Source organism: Sphaerisporangium sp. NPDC005289, from assembly GCF_040607455.1.
Taxonomy (GTDB): Bacteria; Actinomycetota; Actinomycetes; order Streptosporangiales; family Streptosporangiaceae; genus Sphaerisporangium; species Sphaerisporangium rhizosphaerae.
On record NZ_JBEXGS010000045.1, the window covers coordinates 1 to 21118 of the forward strand.

The window sequence follows — 21118 nt, forward strand, 5'->3', positions numbered from 1 at the left end:
ATGTGGAGATCGCCTTCTCGACGTGCGACCATCGGCTCATGACGTTGACCAGAAAGGCCCATGCCGCGTAGGCGCCCTTCCGAGGTACGCGCACAAGGATCGGAGTGCGCAACCCACAGAGCTTCGATTCATCAGGTTCCCGGTCTTGGGCGTCGCCCCATGGCTGCGGTGATCGCACTGGAGCACACCCGGATGCGGCCGGGAACAGTGGTCAGGGCACTACTGGCCTGGACGCAGGCGGTCGTTCCCGGCAGCGTCGACCGAATCGGCCCCAGGTGCATGTGTCCCGAGTGCTCCGGAGACGCACCACGCTGGCGACTCGAACAGGCACTCATCGCCTTGCCATGCTGGGCCAAGCCATACCTGTACGCCTTGGTCCTCCCCATTGACAGGCGGTTCCTTACCCGGACATCGCCGGACCCGCATGCCTCGCCCGAGTGGCCGTGGTGGCAGCAACGGCGTTGAACGTCGGTGACGGATCAGTCAATTGGGCGGCGGTGCGGACCCGGTACGGCGACTGGTGATCGGGTACGGCGAGGCGAGGTGCTCGCGTCCTGGCGGGAAGCCGTGCGGGCCGTAGGGGCGGAAGGTCGTCACGTCCACGATCTCCAGCACACCGGGAACATGATCGCGGCGGAACCCGGCGCGGGGCTCAAGGATCTGATGGTCAGGATGGGCCACGACAACGTCCGGGCAGGGATGATCTATCAGCAAGCCGTGCGAGGGGCCGACAAGACGATCACGGATGCGATCGACAAGCACATCAGCGGCCAGGATGACGAGGGCAAGGACGGGCCGGGCGGTGTGTCTTGCTTTCGCCGGCGCGTTGCGTGTGTTCGGGGTGCCAGAGGAGGTGCCCACCGACAACGGCAAGCAGTTCAGCCGGATCGAGGAGCACACCCTGATGTTCTTCGAGCCGGCGACTCGCGAGCTGCTGCGCACCCGGCCCAACCCGATCAGCCGGGACCGGCTGCGTCACCTTCGCGAGGCCCGGCCCGCCGGGCCGCCACCCCGCCCGTCGGTCGAGCCGATCACGGTGCAGCGGGTCGCCGGCAACGGAACCAGAGCGAGAAGGGCGGCTGAACAGCACAGATGTGAGGGATGCCAACTCGTTACAGAGTTGAGGGGTGCACGGTCCGACATTGCCGTGTTACAACTCCTAATTAGTTGATCTCGGGGACAAAGAGGGCAGGTGGTGCGGATGGCGTACAAACCGCCCTTCACTCGAGCCCCGGGCGGCGCTCCGTCGGCGGGTCCCGCCACGCTGCGCCGGGCGAACCCCTCGCTGGTGCTGCGCGAGCTGCGCGAGCACGCATCCCTGTCCCGTGCCGACATCGCCCAGGCGACCGGGCTGCATCGGGCCACCGTCTCCAATCTCATGGCCGAGCTCCTGGAACGGCGACTGGTGCGGGAGGTCGGTGTCAAACTCCAGCCGCCCAGTGCCGATTCGTCGCCTCCACGCTCGGCTTCGGCGCCGCCTCCCGTGGCGCGGCCAGCATGGTGATCAACCACATCATCGACGACCCGACCACGATCATGGACTTACCCAGGCCGGCACCTTACTGACGGCCCCACAGACCTGGAGACGGCAACCTCCAGCAACCGCAATATCCGCTACCACCCAAGTGGCAATAAGCGCGGCGGCGCGCGCCTTGCCTGACGTCCCCCCAGTCAGGAAGGCCTTTCATGTCACCACGTCATCGAACGTGGGCCAGGCTGCTCGACGCAGCCCTGCCAGAAAACGGACGACGCCTGAGACGTCGCACCGCGACCACGATGGCCTTGGCCCTCATCGCCCCTTTCATCACGCTCCTCGCGACGCCGGTGAGCGTCGAGGCCGCCACGGCGGCTGAGCCCGCTTTCAAGGTGCTCGTGGTGCGCAGCACCCAGGACGCGGTGTCGTCGGCCGGCCTGGCCGCGATCCGGGACGCGGCCAGACCCGGTCATTTCACGGTCGTGGCGCCCGGGCCCGCTGACGTGGGCGACCATTTCACGGAGAAGAAGCTGGAGCAGTACCGCGCGGTCGTGTTCTTGGACACGGGTCACGCGAGCCCGCTCACGGACGCGCAACGCGCGAACTTCGAGAGCTACTTCCGCGACGGCGGCGGCTTCGTCGGCGTCGGCTCGGCGGTCGAGACCGACGAGTCCTGGTCGTTCCTGACCGACGTCCTGGGGACGCGTGCGTCCGGCAGGACCGACGTGCAATCGGGCGACGTGAAGGTCGCCGACCGCGTCCACGACGCGAGCAAGGATTTGCCGCAGTTCTGGTCGCGGACCGACAACTGGTACAACTTCACGAAGAACGTCCGCGGTCTGTCACACGTCCTCGCCACCGTCGTCGAGGACCCGTTCGGGCCGCAGCCGCAGGGCGCCGACCTCGACGGGATCGCCGGGGGCACGATGGGCGCCGATCACCCGGTCTCGTGGTGTAAGGACTTCCAGGGCGGCCGCTCGTTCTACACCGGCCTGGGCAACACGGCCGCGAGCTTCGACGCCGGCCTCACCAAGCACCTCAAGGGCGCGATCGGCTGGGCCGCGGGCCAGGCCGACCCGGTCTACAGCGATTGCGGCGCGACCGTGCTGGCCAACTACCAGCAGACGAAGATCGGTTCGCCGCCGAACCTGCAGGAGCCGATCGGCTTCGACCAACTGCCGGACGGCCGCGTTCTGCAGACGGACCGCCTCGGCTCGCTGCGCATGCACGACTCGACCACGGGCGTCACCACGGTCGTCGCCAACTTCGCCGATCCGAGCCTGCCGATGACGCAGCAGATCTACTCCGCGGGCGAGGACGGGCTCTATGGCCCGGCGGTCGACGCCAAGTTCGCGACCAACAAGTGGGTCTACCTTTACTACTCGGCGAAGGAGGTCACCGACGTCAAGCTGAGCGACGGATCGGTCGTCACCCAGATCACGCCGAACACCACCCCGCCGAACGTGGCGGCGTCCAAGACCGCGTGGGATCCGTACGTGGGCTATTTCCAGCTCAGCCGCTTCAGGTTCGTCGACGCCACCGACAGCACGCCGGCGCACCTCGACATGGGCTCCGAGCAGCAGATCATGCGCGTGCCGGTCAACCGCCAGGAGTGCTGCCACGTCGGGGGCGACATCGACTTCGACAAGCACGGCAACCTCTGGATGGTCACCGGCGATGACACGCCCGCGGGCGGCATCAACGCCGGCGGCTATGGCCCGTACAACTCGCAGAAGACCGACGAGCAGCAGACCGTGCGCGTCACCAACGCGACGGGCGGCACGTTCACGCTGACCTTCGAGGGCCAGACGACGGAGCCGATCGCGTGGAACGCGGATCGCGATGCGATCGACGCGGCGCTCGAGGCGCTCTCGAACATCGAGGCGGATGAGATCCAGACCAGCGGCGGCCCGGTCAACACGTCGAACGTCAACGTGTTCTTCCGCCGCGGCAAGCAGCAGTCCGATCAGCCGCAGATCACCGCCGACGGCGCCGGCCTGACCGGCACCGCCACGCCGGCGATCGCCACCAGCACGGCGCAGGCGGGCGGCTGGTATCAGCGGCTAACCGGTGACTCGCGCCGCAGCGCGCTGAACACCAACGACCTGCGCGGCAAGGTGCTGCGGATCAAGGTCAAGGACGGCGGCATCTCCGCCGCCGACGCCAACAAGGTCGACTTCGGCTCCGGCACGGGCGCCTACTCGATCCCGTCGGGCAACCTGTTCCCGCTGGCCGCGGGCGCGCCGCAGGACAAGACGCGGCCGGAGGTCTACGCGATGGGTTTCCGCAACCCGTTCCGGATCCAGGTCGACGAGAACGACGTGGCCTACATCGGCGACTACTCGCCCGACGCCCAGACACCGCAGCGCTCGCACGGCCCGTCGGGCACCGGCCGCTACGAGATCGTGCGCAAGCCGTCCAACTACGGCTGGCCGACGTGCTACAAGCGCGACCTCCCGCACTACGAGTGGAACTTCCACGAGTTCGCGCCCGGCACCACCACCGCGGGCACGCCGCTGAACGACCCGCCTCAGAAGTTCGACTGCGACGGGCCGACGCAGCGCAACGACTCGCTGTGGAACATCGAGGGCGGTCCGACGGTCGAGCCGGGCCTGAGGGACGTCCCGCCGGTCACCGACCCGGACATCTGGTACTCCTACCGCGACAACAACACGAACGCGCCGCTGGGCACCCCGTGCGAGGCCTACTACGCGCCGACCCCGGGCCCGATCGCGCCCGGCTCGACGAGCGAATGCCCGCGGCTGTTCCCCGAGCTCTACACCGGCGGCGTCGGTCCGCACGGGGTCACGAAGTACCACTACGACGCAAAAAACCCGAACCCTAACAAGTTCCCGCCGTACTACGACGACTCGGTGATCATCAGCGAGTGGACGCAGGACACGCTGCGCGAGGTCAAGCTCGACAAGCAGAACAACCACGTTCAGAAGATCAACAACTTCCTCGATTGCGGCAGCCGTGCGAACGCCGGAGCAGGCAGGTTCCGGTTCGAGTGCGACAATCCGATGGACTTGCAGTTCGGTTCTGACGGCGCGTTCTACCTGCTGACCTACGGCAACGGGTTCAACGTCATCAGCCCCGACGCGGGCATGTACAAGTGGGAGTACGTCAAGGGCAAGCGCGCGCCGAAGGCCGTGCTCACCACGGACCGCACCGACGGCTCAACGCCGCTGACCGTGAACTTCTCCAGCGCCGGCTCGCTGGACGAGGATCCCGGAGACTCGATCCGCTACGAGTGGAACTTCGGCGACGGCTCGGCGATCGAGACCGACCCGAACCCGACACACACCTACACGCAGTCCGGCCGCTACACGGCCGTGCTGACCGTGCTCGACTCGTCCGGCAAGCAAACCTCGACCAGCACCGTGATCACCGTGGGCAACACGAGCCCGACGGTGGTCGTCAATACGCCGGTGGAGGGCGGGACGTTCGCGTTCGGCGACGACATCCCGTTCTCGGTCACGGTCACCGACCCCGAGGACGGGACGGTGAATTGCTCCGAGGTGCAGGTGACGTTCGTGCTCGGCCACGACGCGCACGGCCACGCCGAGGAGTCCGTCAACGGCTGCTCGGGCGTGCTCCACACGGACGCCGACGACGTCTCACACGGCGGCAACGTCTCCGGCGTGGTCCAGGCGCGCTACACCGACCACGGCGGTCCGGGCGGCGTCCCGCAGCTGACCACGACCGGCCAGCACCAGATCCGCCAGAAGCACCAGGAGGTGGAGTTCGTCGTCAACCAGTCCGGCACCAACACGGCGACCAACACCGACGGCGGCGCCGGCGTGCACCGCGGCAGCCTGGGCTCGGGCGACTGGCTCCAGCTCAACGGCCCATTCAACCTGACCAACATCGATTCGATCGCTTTCCGCGTGGCGGACGCGGCGACCGGCCGCACGCCCGGGTCGCCGCTGGCGGCAATCGAGGTCCGTCAGGACTCGATCACCGGGCCGATCCTGACGACGGCCGACCTCGTGTCCACCGGCGGGACGGGAACCTGGACGAGCCAGACGTTCCCGGTCTCGATGTCCGGGACGCATGAGCTGTTCCTGGTGTTCCGCTCGGTCACGGGTGGCGCCACGGGCGGCAACCTGTTCAACCTCAACTGGGCCGAGTTCGTCGGCACGGGCATCGGCAGCTAGCGAACCCGCCCGTATAGCGGCAAGAGAGAGAAGAAGACACTCATGCGGAGAAGATTTCGCACATCGGTAGTGGCCGCCTGCGTGACGGCGGCCGTACTCATCCCCGCGGCACCGTCGTGGGCAGAGGAAACGACACCGCCGGCGATCAACGTGGCGACGCTGTCGCCCTCTGCGCCGACCGGCCAGAACAACTGGTACCGCGGCTCGGTGACGCTGAACATGTCGGCGACCGACGACGTCGGCATCGCCAAGTTCCAGTACTCGCTCAACGGCGGCGCCGCCTACATTGACGTGCCCGTCGAGGGGGCGCCGGCGTCGGCCACGGCGTCGGCTGTGATCACGCAGGAGGGCAACAGCAGCGTCCGGTACCGCGCGGTCGACACGTCCGGAAACGTCGCGGCGTTCCGCTCGATCGCGGTCCGGATCGACACGCGCGCGCCGGCTGCGTCGTACCCGGCGATCACCGACGGTCACGTCGGTCACGTCGCCACACTCATCCCGACGCGCACGGACCCCGCCCCCGGCTCGGGCGGAGTGGCTGTGCTGAACATGTACCTCGACGGCAAGCTGGTCCCGCCGTTGCCGGTGCAGACCTCCGACCTGTTGCTCGGCGTGCACAAGCTCGCGGTGCAGCTCTCTGACGCCGCTTCCAACAGCGCGAAGTACACGCAGACGTTCATCGTGACGACATCGTTCGCGGACGTCGGCACGCTGATCGGCCGGTTCGTGACCGCCGGCAGCGTCCCGGCGGAGGCCAGCGCGGCGCTCCAAGCCAAGCTCGACCAGGCGAAGGCGCTCGCCGACGCCGATTCGGCCAAGCAGGCGAGCCAGGTCATGAACGAGTTCATCTCGATCGCCAACAGCCAGATCAAGCCCGGCTCGGCCCGCAGCACACTCGTGGGCGATGCGCGTTACCTGATCGACCAGCTCAAAGGCCGGCTCGCGCCGGAGCCCGCGACGGGCCTCGAGTCTGAGCCCGCGGAGGGCCCGAAGTTCATCCCGGACCCGGTGCTCGCCCCGCTCCCGCACAACCCGGACGCCGACTACAACGTCCTGGTCTTCTCCAAGACGACGGGTTTCCGGCACGACCACATCCCGCACACCGTGGCCGCGATCCAGAAGCTCGGCGTCGCGAACAACTTCAACGTCGACGTCTACGACCCGCAACTCCCGACCGTCACACTGCCCACGAGCCCGTTCCTGAGCCTCGACACGCTCAAGCAGTACGACACGATCGTCTTCGAGTCCAACGTCGGGCACCCGGGCCCGCTCAATGCGATCACCGAGCAGCCGAACTTCGAGGCCTACATGAACCAGGGCGGCGGCTATGTCGGCATCCACGGCGCCGCCGACTCGTTCGAGCTCGGCACTTGGCCGTGGTACGGCAACCTCGTCGGTGGGTTCTTCACCAGCCATCCGAACGGCCAGAACGGGTTCGGCCAGTGCGGCAGCTGCATCCACACCGAGGTGGTGACCGAGGACAACACGCACCCGGCGACCGCGCATCTCGCTGCCCGGTGGATGACGGTCGACGAGCTCTACAACTTCGACCGCAACATGCGGGCCGACGTGCACACGCTGCTGAGCCTCAACGAGGACAGCTACCAGCGCAGCCTCAACAGCGGCAACGCGGCCACCAACCCGCTGCGGCTGATGAACGGCGACCACCCGATCGCGTGGTGCCAGAACTGGGACGGTGGCAAGGCGTTCTCGCTCATCCTCGGCCACTTCCGGACGCAGTACTACGACGACTCGTTCATGCGGATCATCCTCGGCGGGATCGAGACGACCGCCGGCCGCACGAGCGCCAACTGCTCGTCCTACCGCGAGACCAGCCTGCTGATCGAGGCTGACCGAGCGGCCGGGCTGCTGACCGCGGCCGCCGCGGACGCCGCCGGTGCCGCCCTGGACATCGCGCGGGACGGCTATCTGGCGACCAACTACACCACCGCCATCCCGGCGCTGAACTCGATCGTCGCCCTGGCGAACGACAAGGCCTCCGGCGACGCTGCGGCGCGTTCCGAGCTCGCGCGGCAGGCGCGCGCGCTGCGGGAGTGGATGCAGAACCTCAACCGCTGACCCGTTCACGCGGCGGGGGCGGTGGATCGCCGCTCCCGCCGCGCTGACGCTGTAGCGCACCACTATGGCGGATTCATGCACGACCTTCTCATGATCATCGACGAGACATCGGTAGGTGCCGCACGTGACCCATCCTCCGAAGGGAGCGGTGATGCGGTCGGGTCGGCGCCTTGGGCATGGAGATCAACGTCGACTACATCGCGGCCCACGGCACAGACCTCAGCGGCCGGGGCCTGGTCGAGCGCCGGTTGGTCTACGACGCCATGGGCAGTGGCCCGGACAGGGCTGTGCGCCGGGTCGGGCTCGTGGCCAAGGAGGCCGTGGAGGCGATTCGGCGAGCAGGAGCGGTCCCCGCCGGCATCGCGGTGGCCGTCCCCGGACTCGTGGACGTGACACGTGGCGTCGTGACACTCGCGCCGAACCTCTACTGGCGCGCCCTGCCCCTGGCCGAGCTGCTGAGCTCCCTGCTCGGCCCGCTGAGCGTGCCGGTGGGGGTGGACAAAGACGCGGAATGCGGCTGTGGCCGCATCGGCTGCTGGGAGACCAAGGTCGGCCTGGCCGCGCTCGTACGTGCGGCCATGCCCGAGCAGGCGTACGGGTTGCCCGGCATGCCGGTGCCCGACCCCGGCGAACGGGTGCAGCTTGGGGAAGTCTCTACGTGCCATGCGTCCGGGTTGGAAAATGCTTTCTGACCTGGGCCCTCGCTTGTGGAGCGGGTGACGGGAATCGAACCCGCGCTGTCAGTTTGGGGAGTCTCCATTGCGACTGGCTGCTGAGCTGGCGAGACGCTGACGTGCGGGGGAGCGGGGTGAGTGACCGTGGTTCCCCGTGAGTCCCCCTTGATCGCCCTTCTGACGGGCACGCAACGGGCACGCGAGGGGCATGGGGAACGTCTGCACCTTCGTCGCCTTGGTGCTCGGTGGGCCGGGGTTGAGGCGCGAAACCCCGGACCGTCGATCGCCCCCAGCCCCGTATGGAGGTCAGCCACCGCCAGGCGATCGTAGGGCGGTGTGAGTGCGGCGCCACCAGGAAGGTACAGCAGTTGGGAGCTTGTCGGAGGTTCTCGGCTCTTTAGAGTCGTCCCATGGAAGTGGATCAGTACGTGTACTTCGCCCTCAAGAGCGAACGCATGCCTGCAGAGGAGATGGCCACGCGACTGGGTCTTGAGGCGGATGAGGTCACGATTCGAGCCGGTAAGAGACTCGAGCCCCCTCATCCAGCGGTTCACATCTGGCAGATCAACGTTCCCAGATCGAGCCGGCCCGTTGACGATATGATCACGGCTTTGGCTGACCGATTGGAGCCGTACGCCCCGGCGATCGGGGTGCTTGCCGACGAACTGGATCGGCATGAGCCTGGACGCACCGCTGTCCTGCAAGTGGTCCGCTTCTTCGGTGACGGTGACGAGGACTCCGGGGAAGAGCAGATAACAGAAGCTCCAACTCGACCCCGGCCGCTGGGCTGGCACCTTGACCGCCGTGTTCTCGACTTCTTGCAGACCACTCGGGCGGAACTCGATGTTGATGAGTACGGGGACACCCTCTGATCTGCCATAGCTCGGCCGAGTGGTTTTGCACGGCGGCGCGTCGCCGGCGGCGGCGAGTGTTCTATGTCGATCTGCTGGCCGAGCGTGGTGTCCTGCTCGATGAGCCCTACACCCGGCAACTCCGCGGCAAGCTTCGAGAGTTGCGGTTCCATCTGCATCGGGAGGCGGTACGGATCACCTACTGGGTCGGCCCGGGGAGGCGGATCATCATGTTGACAGTGTTCCGCAAGCAGCGGATGCGAGAGTCGGCCGAGATCGAGCGTGCGTGGCGGGCCATGCAGCGGTGTATCGCCGAGGCCCACACCCCGGATGAGGAGTGAGTGGCATGGGGGATCGCAGAGCCTGGGCGGACAAGAGAGCTGAGATCATGAGCCGTCCCGGCGCGGGAGCGGCATACGAGGCGGCCAAGATCCGGTTCGAGCTGGGCGAGGCGGTACGGCTTCGGCGTGAGCAGCTCGGGCTCACCCAGGCAGAGCTGGCCGAACGCACAGGGCTGAAGCAGCCGGCGGTGGCGCGGTTCGAAGCGGGCGGGACGATGCCCACCATCCCGATGCTGGAGCGACTGGCGGAAGCTCTGGAGATGCGGTTGAGCGTCCAGTTCCAGCCGCTACGGGAGGCGAGCTGATCTCACCGGAGCGGTATTCGACCTCGCACGATCTGAAGCCGCACCAGAAACGATCGAGGTCAGGGTCGGAGATTCATCCTGACCTGGGCCTCGGGTGTATGGAGCGGGTGACGGGAATCGAACCCGCGCTGTCAGCTTGGGAATCGTACGGATCCGACCACGTGGGGCCGCTGACCTGGGCGTGGGGCCGGTCGTGAGTGGCCGTGGTCGACCCTTCTTCACCCTGTCTAATTGCACGCTAATTGCACGTCGATCAAGCATTGGAGCTGGTCTGGGGCGCACCGCGCACCTGCCCTGTCCTGATCATCCCGTCCGCCTTCGACCCGCCCGAAGGGGAAGCGGGACAGGGCCAAGGGGGTCAAGGTGGAGCGCCCTACCGGACGAACGGACCCCCTTGGCCCTGGTCCGCTCGGCTCGGTCGACGGCGGGCGGGATGATCAGGCTTCCATCTCAACCATCTACGAGCCGGCGGCGAGGCACTGCCCCCACCCGGAGCCGGAGCGCCCCCGCCGGAGGCGTGGCTTCTATGCCTCGTCCTGGGCAGCGGTTCCGTAGAGATGCTGTTTGACTGTGGCGTCGTTCTCCAGGATGTGGTCGATGGTCTCCCAGTAGTCAGAAACCCAGGGGTGTGTCAGGGCTTCATCGCGGGTCAGTTTGCGTCCGTAGAAGGGCGTGTCAGGTGCGACCGCGGCGCCCGCGACCAGGGAGCAGGCGGGAGCGGATTGGCCTTCCACGGGGCCGACGCGGCATCCGAAGGTGACGCGATTGGGGCCGGGACGGCTGACGGGTTCATCGAAAGCCCAGGCGTCGTCGATGATGACGTCGATCCATGCTTCGTGGATACCGTGGTGGTGGTAGCACGATGCGTAGTAGATCGCGTAGGCGCCGTCATCGTTGTCGATGAAGCCGGTGACGCGTTCGAAGGGTGTCCGGCAGCAGTCGCAGGTGCCATTTTGGACGTCACGGTCCGGGTCGATTCGCAGTCTCACGGTCGAATTATGGGGCGGCGTACTGGTGGCCGGTGAATTGTCTGGGCGCGGCGGGTTGGCGGTGCGCTTGCTCGGGAGCCATCAGCGCTAGGGGTGCGAGGAAGGGCCAGTTCTAGATCCATCCCGGAGCTAAGGCCTCCGCCGGAGGCATATGTTCTTCGCGTGAAGTGCTCGCCCGTTGAGGGCTATGTGAGGGGATCAGTGGGTGTTCAGGTAGACAGAGGAATCGTTTATGGGCAGAGCGGCAAGGCCCTTGACGTCTATCGTTGTCACGGCGCTGTTCTGCGGCCGATCGTGTTGCTCTGGCACGGCAGGGGACCTGATGAACGGGACGTGCTCGAACCGTTGGCCCGTGCGGTCGCGGAGCGGGATGTCGTGGTGTTCGTTCCAGACTGGCGTTCCGATGCACTGGACGGTGGGCGAGGTCATCTGTGGGAGTCCATCGTCTTCGTCCGAGATAACGCGGCTGACTTCGCTGGTGACGCTGAACAGGTTGTGCTGGCGGGGTGGTCTTTGGGTGGGAAGGCCGCGGCAGGGGTCGGGGTCAGTGGGGCGACCTCTGATCACTGGAGGCCCTCTGGGGTGGTCAGCATCGCTTCTGGGTTCGACCGGCCCGCGCCTTCAACGGGAACTGTCCCGCTCGACGAACTTGCGACGACGGCGGTGGATCCCGTTCCGTTCTGGCTGGTTCATGGGAGCAAGGACCACATCGTTGATGTGGAGCAGTCCCGTCGGTTCGCAGCCGGCCTGCGAAGGCGTGGGTGGCGGGTGACCGTGATCGAAGCGGAGACCGATCACGCTGGCATCGTGATGACGGAGTATGACCCCGAGCTGGGGCGTTGCATGGGGACCCAGGCTAGGCATGCGGTCGAAGCGGGTCGCCGCACGGCTGACGTTCTCGCTGGCGCGGCTTTGGGTTCGGGGAGATAGACAGGCTACGAAAGCCGGCGCGAGGGCCGGCGCGCCTGTGGGCGGCGGCGCGTCCCTGGTCGGCGGGTGCGGGTCGGTGCGGCGAGTGCTGGGTGCGGCGGGCGGCCCGCGTTCCCGCCGCCGTCCGGGACCGGCGCCCACGCCGCACGCCCGGCCGGGCGGAGCGGGCGGCGGGCCGTGCGGCGGCGGGCCGCGTTGATCTACCTGCACACCGAGAGCGAGCGAGACAAGCTGATCGCTGACGCATGGGCAAGCTCGCCGGGGGGATCACGAGGAAAGGTGAAGATCAAGAGGGGGCGGGCATGCAACGGGCACGGACGGTCCGAAAGGCCGCAGAGATAATAAGGGCCCGGGTCGGGATCATGTCCCTGACCGGGGCCTTCGCGTTGGAGCGGGTGACGGGAATCGAACCCGCGCTGTCAGCTTGGGAATTTCAGGGATCTTGCCTCGTAGGGGCGTTGGCCTGCGGCTGAGGCCGGTCCCGAGCGACCGTGGCTGACCACTCGTTACCCCGGTTGATGGCACGCTAATGGCACGTCGATCAGAGCCGTGAACAGGGATTCGTTCTGTGAGTCCTCTGCTCTACGGTGTGCCGTTACGACGTTCTCTGTTGTGATCGGAGTGGTGAGCATGGGGTTGACGACACCCTCGGAGCCGTTCGATGTAGCGGCGGTCGTCCCTGAACTGGCAGGTCAACGCAGGACCACAGTTCGGCTGCATCCGCGTCGAGGAATGCCGGCCATCACGGACAGCTCCATAGGTGGGCCGTTGTTGTGGCCTGCGGATGAGCCTTGGCCGATCTGCCCCGAGCCGCAGACTCACGACCCTTCAGAAGGGTGGGATCCGCTTCCACTGGTCCCCGTCATGCAGCTCTTCGCTCGAGATGTTCCCGAACTGCCCTTCCCCGATGTCGCCGACACCCTCCAAGTGCTGTGGTGCCCGCTCGATCACGAACCGTACTTCCAGCCTCACACGACTGTGCGTTGGCGGAGGGCGGAAGCGGTCGGCAGTCTCCTCGTCGAGGCCCCCGCGCCAGATCCTGACAGCGACGAATCGTATCTCCCCATGGCTTGCGTGCTGTCGCCGGAGCGGGTGGAAGAGTATCCGGCGGGCTGGGGACTTCCCGCTGAGCTCAGGAATCGGATCTGGGCATACGAGGATGAATTCCCGAACTCTGACGGCTGGCGCTATTTCTCGCACCTCTCAAGTGCTCCAGGCAGCAAGGTCGGGGGCTGGGTGCGCTGGATCCAGGATCCTGAGCAAGTCGAATGCAGTGAAGGCCATGAGATGGCGCATCTGCTGACGATTGCCAGTCGGGAGTTCGACATCGAGAGTGGGAAGCGTTGGGCTCCCATCGAGGAGCGTTCTCTGCTCGCTCCGCATGCTCCTCTGGAAATACAGGAGCCCACGGATCTCGTGATCCAGGATGCTGGATCACTCTACCTGTTCGTGTGCCTGCAATGCCCCGAGCGCCCGGTGGACTCTCTCAGTCAAGGGTCATGAACATGGTCCGGGATCGTGCATACCGCCGCATGCCTGCGCCTGCTGATCAGAGGTCAGCCACGTTGCTCGGTAATCCAGAGTGAGGAACGAACCCTGGATCACCGAGTGCCCCCAGCCATGCATGGCGGCCTGCCACACCGTGGCGATAGTAAGGGCCGCATCGGTACGGCGGCGCGGCAAACCCTGGCCGGAGCGTTCGGTTCGTACGGCGGTGTTGTCGTGCGGTGTCCGGCCCGGTGTTCCGCCGCCGTCCGGGACTGGTCCCCAGGCCGCACGCCGGACGGCGGGCGGACGGAGGGCCGGGGGTACGGCGGCGCGCCGGTCCGCCGCCTTGACCCGGTGACCGTCCGCGCGCCCTACGTCGAACGGTCAACGGGGCCGCTCGTGCTCGGGCCGCCGAAGTCCAAGGCTGGCCGTCGCGTCATCGGCATCCCGCAAGCGATCATTCCGGTGCTCCGGGAACACTTTGGCGACCTTCGTGAAGGCGGAGCCTGACGCGTTGGCCTTCTCCGGGATCAAGGGCGGTCCGCTGCGGCGGAGTGGGTTCAACCGGCTCGCCTCCTGGCGGGAAGCCGTGCGGGTCGTAGGGGCCGAATGTCCGCACGTTCACGATCTCCGGCACACCGGGAACATGATCGCGGCGGAGTCCGGCGCGGGGCTCAAGGATCTGATGGCCAGGATGGGCCACGACAACGTCCGGGCAGCGATGATCTATCAGCACGTCGTGCGAGGGCCGACAAAACGATCACAGATGCTATCGACAAGCACATCAGCGGTCAGGATGACGAGGGTGAGGACGGGCCGGCCGGGGTGCTCGCGCCCGTGGGCTGATTACACGCTGATTGCACGGAAGATCGAAAAGGCCTCAGAAACAGTCAAGGCCCGGGTCGGGAATCACGCTCTGGCCTGCGCCTTAGGGGGGAGCGAGTGATGGGAATCGGACCCGCGCTGTCAGCTTGGGAATCGGCTACTGATCTTGCTGTCCTGAGCGGGGAAAGTGGGATACAGGTCAGGGTCGGTCGTGTGACTGTGAGTCTCCGCGAGTGACCGCAGTTTCCCGCCTGTTCTGGCACGCATCTGGCACGTGGATCATGGCCACTCGACGCGGATGAGATACACCTCGCGTTGTTCCTCCATGACCACGTAGGTCGCGAGACCGCGCTCGCCGAAGGTGTGGGTGAGCATGTTGGCCTTTGGGTTGGCCACGTTGTACGGTTGGCCGCTCCATGGCGCGGTCTCCAGCAGCGTGAACAGTTCGGCGAGCGGACACGCAGGGCCTCCTCGGGAACCATGGCGATCTGGTCCTCGGCGACCGGGTCGAGTAGGAGCTGGTACACCTACAGCTCGACTCCGCGAGCGATGAGGACCTCACGCCATGACCTTCCCCCGGCAGGCTCGCCGGCAAGGATCTGCTCGGCCTTGACATGCATCTGCCGGCGTCCTCCGGGATCTTTCACCGTGTCGCACGCGGAGATCCACCAGCGGTGAACGAAGTTGTTCAGTGCGCTGAGATCCAGACTTACTCGAACCTCATCGAGGACCGCCTTGAGCCCTGCGTCGAACGCTTCGCGGTCCTGGGGCACTACCAAGGCCGCGCGGATGGCCCGCAGGTTCTTCTCCGGCATAGACGGACTGGTTGGTGCGTAGTCCTGTGGGTCCGCTGTCATGCTGATGTCCCCTCTCCCGTCACAGAGCCTACAGAGCTCAGCTGACAAGGTTGGGGAGTTGGAGCATGCGGGAAGCGCAGAAACCTGTATGGAGCGGGTGACGGGAATCGAACCCGCGCTGTCAGCTTGGGAAGTACATCGATCACAGCACGTAGGGCCATTGACCTGGGCCTCGGCGTAGTCCTGAGTGACCGTGGTTGACCCCTCGTCACCTTGGTTAATGGCCCGTATGGCCTGGGATCAAGGTACTGACCACTTCCTTATCAGCTCGATCCCTCTGCCTGTGATGAGCATTCCGGCAGGGGGGAGATGAGACAGAAGTGAGCGACCGCGCGGGTTGTTCGGGGTTGTTGCCGTCACTCGTCACCCCACGAAGCCGGCCCCTGGTCCTCCCCCGTCCTCCTCGTAGCTGCCGCCCCCAGGGCGAGGCCTCCGTGTCAAGGGTCAACGAAGTTGATCGCGCAGCGACGCCGAAGGCGCCCTTGACTCGGCGGCCTCAACCGGGACACTTGACCAGCGAGGAGGACAAGACCCAACAGACGATTCGGGCAAACCTGAAGCTGTGATCTCAGACAGCATGTCCGGGATAGTTCGCTGGATGCCAGCGGCCGCAAAGGGACTTGCGCTGGAGGAGTAGGTTTGCTGAGCCGCGCCTGGGGCGATAGCAGACAGATGCGCAGCTCACTCCAGCCGCCTACGGACATGCGGTCTTATCCGCGAAAACCCGAGGCCAGAGGCATGTCCTCGCTCACTCGCTACCAGAAACCCTGTTGAAAGCGATACCTGCTCTTATTGCGCGACTAAGAACTGTAGGGTTCCGGCAGTAGCCTACACCCCTGGAAAGGTCACCGATTTATGACCAAGATCTCCATGCTCTTGGAGGAGCACGGATACGTCGTTTTGGAACCGGCAGATGATGCTGATGCCACAGCGGCTGCGCTTGGCCAGGCAGGCTCGCCGGTCATTCTGCGCGCCCGACCGTGTGACGCCGCGGTCCCCTGGAGCCTGTCGGGAGTTTATGGGATGGGGGCGTTCCCGTGGCACACCGATGGCGCGATCGACCCGAACCCTCCGCGATGGCTGATGCTCACCGCAGTGGAGATCACCGAACCGACCTGCACGCAACTACTTGCACCCGGGCCCGAAGTGTGGGCCGCGCTCCGCCGCACCGTACTACGCGCAGTTGACCGCCGCGGCCGAGTTCGCCACCTGCCAGCAGCACTTCCCGCCAAATCTGGCCGATGGCGACTGCGGTGGGACCCTCGGACATGTCAGCCCGCCGGCGACATGACCATTGAAGACATGGCCCGCCAGGTCGCTACCAGCGATGTATCCTGGCGGCCCGGTCGCACGGTAATCGTAGATAACAGCCGCCTGCTGCACCGTCGGCCCGCTGTTGATGAAACGACAACACGTCTGCTGCGGCGTGTGCATATTTGGGAGCGCTAATGTGGGACTACGACAGTTTGATCGGCAAGGCTCAGCGGTACTTCCTGCGTGCTGAACAAGCCAACTCCGAGTCCGAGCGCGACGTGATGGCAATTTGGCTTCTATTAGGCCTAGAGTTCTTAGTTCGAGCTGGGCTGGCGCACACAAATCCCGCTCTCAATTCCGATCCACAATCTATGATCGACGCTGTGCTCGGAAAGGAGAACCTGAAGGCTAAGACCATTCCTGTGTCTCAAGCCATCGACAGGCTGAATCAATTGATCCCGCCCACACCAGAATCTATCTTCAAGGCCCCAGCCAACAATCTGATTAACCTGAGGAACGCTGAGCTTCACTCTGGAATGGCCGCTCTGGACATCGACGTGAACGCATGGCTACCGGCATTCACCCGGGTCACGGATGTCGTATGCAAGCACATTGGTTTAGATGCAGACAACATCGTTGGGAGGGGAATAACCACGTGGGGCCGCAGCCTCATTGATCAAGCAGATCAGGCCGTACAGAAGGAGATCCGAGAGCGCATAAAGGCTGCGAAGGATCTTCTAGCTCAAATGCGAGGTGAAGAGCGAGCTAAACGGGAGGCTGCACTGTTCAGCGCAACGCTAGCTGGAGCATTGAAGGTCGGATCGTTCTGGGATGGTCCAATTATCGATGGATTGAGCGGAATCCGCCTCGGCCCCTTTTTGTTTGTGGAGTGCCCAGCCTGCACCAACAACATCCCAATGGACATAGTGGAGGTTCGTAGAAGCGCTGACCGCCTTGATGGCGACTTTGTCCACAGTGATGCCGTTTTCATCGCCTCCTCCCTGCACTGCCCGGTATGTGAGCTGACACTGACAGGCGCTAGCGAGATCAGCGCCGCTGGTCTGTCGCCGCAACATATCGAGGAGTTCGTGGAAGAGCTTTCTGACCGCTTCACCGGGGACGAGGACTACGACGGCGGCCTTGAGTACGGAGATGAGTAGCAGCACCGACCGGGCGACAGGCTAAGCGATGCTGCACTCAAAAGGGACTGGGTGGAGCCTTATACCACCGATGCTGGCGTAACCCGCTGAGATGAAATACCAGCTCAGCGACGCGGTAGGGGCGGGATAGCTTGCCTATTACCTGTACCGGTTGCCCACCGTCGTATCGCACTTATATGGCGGCAGCGCGCCTCCCCGGACCGGCGGGTACAACATGATATGGCTGTGTGTTGTGCAGCAAGCGGGCCGCTTCGCTGCGGGGCCGGGACCGGCCGGAGGCCGCAGCCCGGCCCGCGGGCGAGGGCGGCCCGTGCGGCGGCGCGGAGCGCTGCCGCCTTGATTCCGTTAAGCCCAATCCGGCAGCATTTCGTGGCTTGTTTGAAGATCTCTTAGCTCTCATTCTCAAATCGAGTCGCGTATGGCGGACCCTAAATGATGTAGGCGATGCGAGGAAAATATTTTCTCGACGATCCTACTAGAGCCCCCGGTGATGCTTTTGAGAAGCACAGCCGTGAGGAGCATAGCCCCGCTGTCTGCGAGAAGACGGCAAAGGTATGGATCGGGTGTCCGAGTCTTGAAGTGCTTCACTGCGATGTACTCCTCCCAAAACTCCTTTGCCCACTTCGCGTGGCGATTTCCGACCCATTTCGAGAAAGGTTGGCCTGCTCGCCTAGCTACAGCTGCCGCTTGCGAATTCCCCACCTTTGGCCACTTTCGTGATCTTGCGTGAGCGCCGGTCCAATACTCGATTGCCGCAGCTACCTCCATTAATCTAGTTTCCGGAGATAGTTGGCCAAGTCGGTAGTATTCGGTCAGCGGATACACGGCCCTTGGATGTTTGTGGCATAGTTCCAGCCAGCGCCTAATTCCAGTTATGCCTCCCAGATCGCTTAGCCAAAATAGGGGGTTTTCTGTCAGCGTAGCGATCTCCCTAGAATGGTCAGGTAAATGCATTAGTGTACTGTTCCATAAATGTGGATTTCGGCCTTCGCAGCCTTGCTGTAAGAGGGCACGTCCACCGTCTGCGAGCACAAAACCTTGATAGGCTAGACTTATAAGGTCTTGTATTCGAAACAGCGGCTTTAGGAGGTCTACTATAGGAAGCGCCCGCGGGGACGATGACGTTATCCTTAGAGGGGCGTAGATATTTGGCCTGTTTCGTGGGCCCGACGTCTCCCAGTGAGTGCTTATTTCAATCAGTCTTCCCCGAAATTTTTCCTTGCCGCCGGGGGTAGACAGCACGTGAATATTAAGCTCCGTGGAGCGTCCTTGCCCGTCGGGAGACGGATCGATATTGATCGATGTTAGTCCCGCCCACTCTGAAGCTTCTGGAAAGAACGCGGATAGGCTATATGCCTTGGGTGATCTAACTTTGTCTGCATCTATTCCAGTTATTAATGTGAGACCTCGATAATTACTCACGGATGCTCTTGCTCTGTCCGGATTGAAGGTAGCCCCATGCCCGGAGATGTTGAGTAGTGCTACACCGCCATGTGGTGTTTTTCCTAGAACCGCATCCGGCCTGGGGCGGATCGAGGGGGAAGCGTGAGGTAGGTCTTTTTCCAGAGTCTCGATATGTAAGCTGCCATTGGCCTTACGTTGTATGTATCCTGGCTGGGCCTCCTCTTGAGGATTGCGGGATGCGGTGCCGAGTGGCCAAAAAAATCCGAGACATCCTGCTAGGATTTCGTCGATTTCGGTACTCAATTTGGGGCTTTCGGGCTGACTGGTTTAAGTGCGAAGGGGTACATTCTGTGGCGCGATCTCTATTTGCATCGAGTGGAATTGAGCGGCTCAGTCAAGCATGTCCGGCTGTCGGGCGGTCAATGCCCGGCGTGCAGTGACGTACCGGTTGTGGAATTCTTGAGCGAGTGCTTCGCGGCGATAGTTTTGGCGTAGAACGCGGTCGAGGTCGCCGGCACGGTTGACGAGGTCGGTTAGGGATTTACGCTCGATGTCGAATGCTGTGAGGCCCTGGTCTACGGCGGCGTCTAGGTTGCCTCTTCTGGCGTGGACTATCCCTAGGTCTATGTGGGCGTCGGCTACGCGCATGGGGGCGTTGTGGGTGCCGTCGGGGCGGGTGTGGATTTGGATGGTTTCGAGGGCGTGTTCTTCGGCGCGGTCGTTGTCGCCTAGCCAGGTGTAGGCGGTGGCGGCATAGAACATCCATTTGGCGTGGTCGAACACGAAGTGGTTGTCGGGGTGTTCTGGGGGTGGGAGTTTGGCGAGGATGTCGGCGCCGCGAGATAGGGCCTTGTCGGCTTCTCGGCGGTCTCCCATGCGGGCCAGTCCGCGGGCCTCTTGAAGGGTGAGTTGCACCATGGCATTGCTCATGCCGGCGGCGGCCTGGCCTTTGCGGGCTGAGGTGACGACGTCTTCGTAGCGGCCTTCGACCAGGGCGAACCACGCGGACATCTCGTATGCCCACCCTATGAGTTCGCCGTGTCCTACTTGGTGGCCCATTTCGTAGGCGGCGCGGCGAGAGGTCTCGGCTTCTTCGCGTTCGCCGAGGTCGTAGTGGATACAGCCCAGTAGGGCGGTGAGCCAGCCGGTGATGACGAGGAGTTCGCGGTGCTGGGCCAGGGTGAGCCGACCGGAAAGCAGGCGGGTTACCTGGGCGAGGCGCTTTTGGGTGCGGTCGCGCAAGGTGGCGGCGGATACGACCGGGTAGGCGCGGCAGAGCAGGTCGACGGCTTCGGCGAGTGCTTCGAGGGTTCCGGGGCCGACGTCGGAGGCTTGGAGCTGTTGTGCGAGTTCCATGGTGCCGTACAGGTCGGCTTCGGCTCGGAGCGCGTCGGTGGGGATGATCTGGGCCTCGATAAGGCGGCTGCCGTTGCGGCGCTTGGTGGGAGAGAAGCCCAGGTCTTCGACGGGGAGGCCGGTGGCCTGGGTGAGCGCGAGGCGGTAGGGGGAGTGGGGCCAGGAGACTTCGCCGGCCTCCCATCGTCTGATGCGTTCCTCGTCGCAGTTGAGGCCGTCTTTGATGCCGGTGGGAGTGGCGTTGATGCGCGCTGCCAGTTCGGCGCGGGTGAGCTGGGCTTTGTTACGCCAGGCACGCAATTGAACGTTTGGGATGGTGTCTGCCATCTCCGGGCAATCCTCCCGTTCGGGGGGTCGCGGGGGGCGAAAAAGGGGACCGGGTTGGGGGTCCCGCGTTGATCGGTTCGCTGTTTGTCTTGCCGTCAGGCAACCAAGGTACGTCAGACCGCCTTCCGTCGTAGGGAGCGCGGGACAACCAAGGAGATGGCAACGGTGACCCGGCCAGTCGAGACCAGCGACACAGTCCCCTGTTCCTTATGCCGGGGGCGTGGCAAGAAGCTGTGCGACTCCCGCCGGAACCTGTTGATTCCTGCTGACGGCAGCGAAGGCCACCCCCGCGAAGAACGCGACTGTCTCGACTGTCTTGGCGCGGGACGGGTCGGAAGGGACGCGGAAATGAACTCGATCATCATGAAGGCGATGGGCGGTGACATGGACCCGCCGGTACCTGACGAGGGGCGCAAGCTGCTGGCGTTGCGCGAGCATCTGACCAAGCTGGGAGTACGGGCCAAGATGCGCGAGAACTACAGCGCGCTGATGGTCCACCATCCGGAGAACGGGCTGCCGGTGTGGGTGTTTGTCGGGTACGGCGGCGCGTACTACTCCTGGCAGTCCGCTGAGAAGAGGCATCCGGTCAGCGATGTGGTCGGGGCAGCGCGAGAGCTGGCCGATTACCTGTACCGGTAGCCCAC

General features: G+C 64.8%; 17 protein-coding genes. 12 read left to right on the forward strand and 5 right to left on the reverse strand.

From position 1 onward, the window contains the following. Window positions 1-483: 483 nt before the first annotated feature. On the reverse strand, window positions 484-942 hold the full coding sequence (locus ABZT47_RS39540; protein WP_354853754.1) for a hypothetical protein: 459 nt from the start codon (window positions 940-942) through the stop codon (window positions 484-486). A gap of 259 nt (window positions 943-1201) precedes the next feature. Between ABZT47_RS39540 and ABZT47_RS39545 the strand changes: the two genes are divergently transcribed. From ABZT47_RS39545 to ABZT47_RS39575, 7 genes are all read left to right on the forward strand, one after another. Continuing rightward, window positions 1202-1504, forward strand: coding sequence for a helix-turn-helix domain-containing protein (locus ABZT47_RS39545; protein ID WP_354853709.1), 303 nt, complete (start codon window positions 1202-1204; stop codon window positions 1502-1504). Between the two features lie 272 nt (window positions 1505-1776). Further along, on the forward strand, window positions 1777-5634 hold the full coding sequence (locus ABZT47_RS39550; protein WP_354853712.1) for a ThuA domain-containing protein: 3858 nt from the start codon (window positions 1777-1779) through the stop codon (window positions 5632-5634). A 42-nt stretch (window positions 5635-5676) separates the two neighbouring features. After that, the gene (locus ABZT47_RS39555) at window positions 5677-7713 is read left to right on the forward strand and encodes a ThuA domain-containing protein (protein WP_354853714.1); all 2037 of its coding nucleotides are present in this window, start codon (window positions 5677-5679) and stop codon (window positions 7711-7713) included. A gap of 176 nt (window positions 7714-7889) precedes the next feature. Beyond that, window positions 7890-8405, forward strand: coding sequence for a hypothetical protein (locus ABZT47_RS39560; protein WP_354853716.1), 516 nt, complete (start codon window positions 7890-7892; stop codon window positions 8403-8405). A gap of 392 nt (window positions 8406-8797) precedes the next feature. After that, window positions 8798-9259, forward strand: coding sequence for a DUF4279 domain-containing protein (locus ABZT47_RS39565; RefSeq protein WP_354853719.1), 462 nt, complete (start codon window positions 8798-8800; stop codon window positions 9257-9259). Further along, the gene (locus tag ABZT47_RS39570) at window positions 9259-9579 is read left to right on the forward strand and encodes a type II toxin-antitoxin system RelE/ParE family toxin (protein ID WP_354853748.1); all 321 of its coding nucleotides are present in this window, start codon (window positions 9259-9261) and stop codon (window positions 9577-9579) included. Before ABZT47_RS39565 ends, ABZT47_RS39570 begins: the two co-directional genes overlap by 1 nt. Before the next feature lie 5 nt (window positions 9580-9584). Beyond that, a complete protein-coding gene (locus ABZT47_RS39575) occupies window positions 9585-9884 on the forward strand; it encodes a helix-turn-helix transcriptional regulator (RefSeq protein WP_354853722.1) in 300 nt (99 codons plus the stop codon). A 524-nt stretch (window positions 9885-10408) separates the two neighbouring features. Here ABZT47_RS39575 and ABZT47_RS39580 read toward each other — a convergent pair. Then, window positions 10409-10873, reverse strand: a complete 465-nt coding sequence (locus tag ABZT47_RS39580) for a hypothetical protein (protein ID WP_354853725.1) — start codon at window positions 10871-10873, stop codon at window positions 10409-10411. A gap of 162 nt (window positions 10874-11035) precedes the next feature. On the opposite strand from ABZT47_RS39580, the gene ABZT47_RS39585 reads away from it, so the two are divergent. The 3 genes from ABZT47_RS39585 to ABZT47_RS39595 all read left to right on the forward strand — a co-directional run bounded on the left by ABZT47_RS39585 (window position 11036) and on the right by ABZT47_RS39595 (window position 14237). Next, window positions 11036-11803, forward strand: a complete 768-nt coding sequence (locus ABZT47_RS39585; RefSeq protein WP_354853727.1) for a hypothetical protein — start codon at window positions 11036-11038, stop codon at window positions 11801-11803. 864 nt (window positions 11804-12667) lie between these two features. Then, window positions 12668-13306: a hypothetical protein gene (locus ABZT47_RS39590; protein ID WP_354853730.1), complete on the forward strand. Its 639-nt coding sequence runs from the start codon at window positions 12668-12670 to the stop codon at window positions 13304-13306. A 478-nt stretch (window positions 13307-13784) separates the two neighbouring features. After that, window positions 13785-14237 carry a tyrosine-type recombinase/integrase gene (locus ABZT47_RS39595; protein WP_354853751.1) on the forward strand — a complete coding sequence of 151 codons (453 nt, stop codon included), beginning with the start codon at window positions 13785-13787 and terminating at the stop codon, window positions 14235-14237. Window positions 14238-14643: 406 nt separating this feature from the next. Here ABZT47_RS39595 and ABZT47_RS39600 read toward each other — a convergent pair whose 3' ends face one another. Next, window positions 14644-14931 (reverse strand): DUF6247 family protein, encoded by a 288-nt coding sequence (locus tag ABZT47_RS39600; RefSeq protein ID WP_354853733.1) that lies wholly within the window; start codon window positions 14929-14931, stop codon window positions 14644-14646. Between the two features lie 1490 nt (window positions 14932-16421). Here ABZT47_RS39600 and ABZT47_RS39605 point away from each other — a divergent pair. After that, window positions 16422-17387: a hypothetical protein gene (locus tag ABZT47_RS39605; RefSeq protein WP_354853736.1), complete on the forward strand. Its 966-nt coding sequence runs from the start codon at window positions 16422-16424 to the stop codon at window positions 17385-17387. Window positions 17388-17789: 402 nt separating this feature from the next. On the opposite strand, the gene ABZT47_RS39610 is transcribed toward ABZT47_RS39605, so the two are convergent. Continuing rightward, window positions 17790-19094: a hypothetical protein gene (locus tag ABZT47_RS39610; protein WP_354853739.1), complete on the reverse strand. Its 1305-nt coding sequence runs from the start codon at window positions 19092-19094 to the stop codon at window positions 17790-17792. A gap of 87 nt (window positions 19095-19181) precedes the next feature. Continuing rightward, window positions 19182-20474, reverse strand: coding sequence for a hypothetical protein (locus ABZT47_RS39615; protein ID WP_354853742.1), 1293 nt, complete (start codon window positions 20472-20474; stop codon window positions 19182-19184). A 348-nt stretch (window positions 20475-20822) separates the two neighbouring features. Between ABZT47_RS39615 and ABZT47_RS39620 the strand changes: the two genes are divergently transcribed. Continuing rightward, window positions 20823-21113 (forward strand): hypothetical protein, encoded by a 291-nt coding sequence (locus ABZT47_RS39620; RefSeq protein ID WP_354853745.1) that lies wholly within the window; start codon window positions 20823-20825, stop codon window positions 21111-21113. Window positions 21114-21118 lie beyond the last annotated feature (5 nt).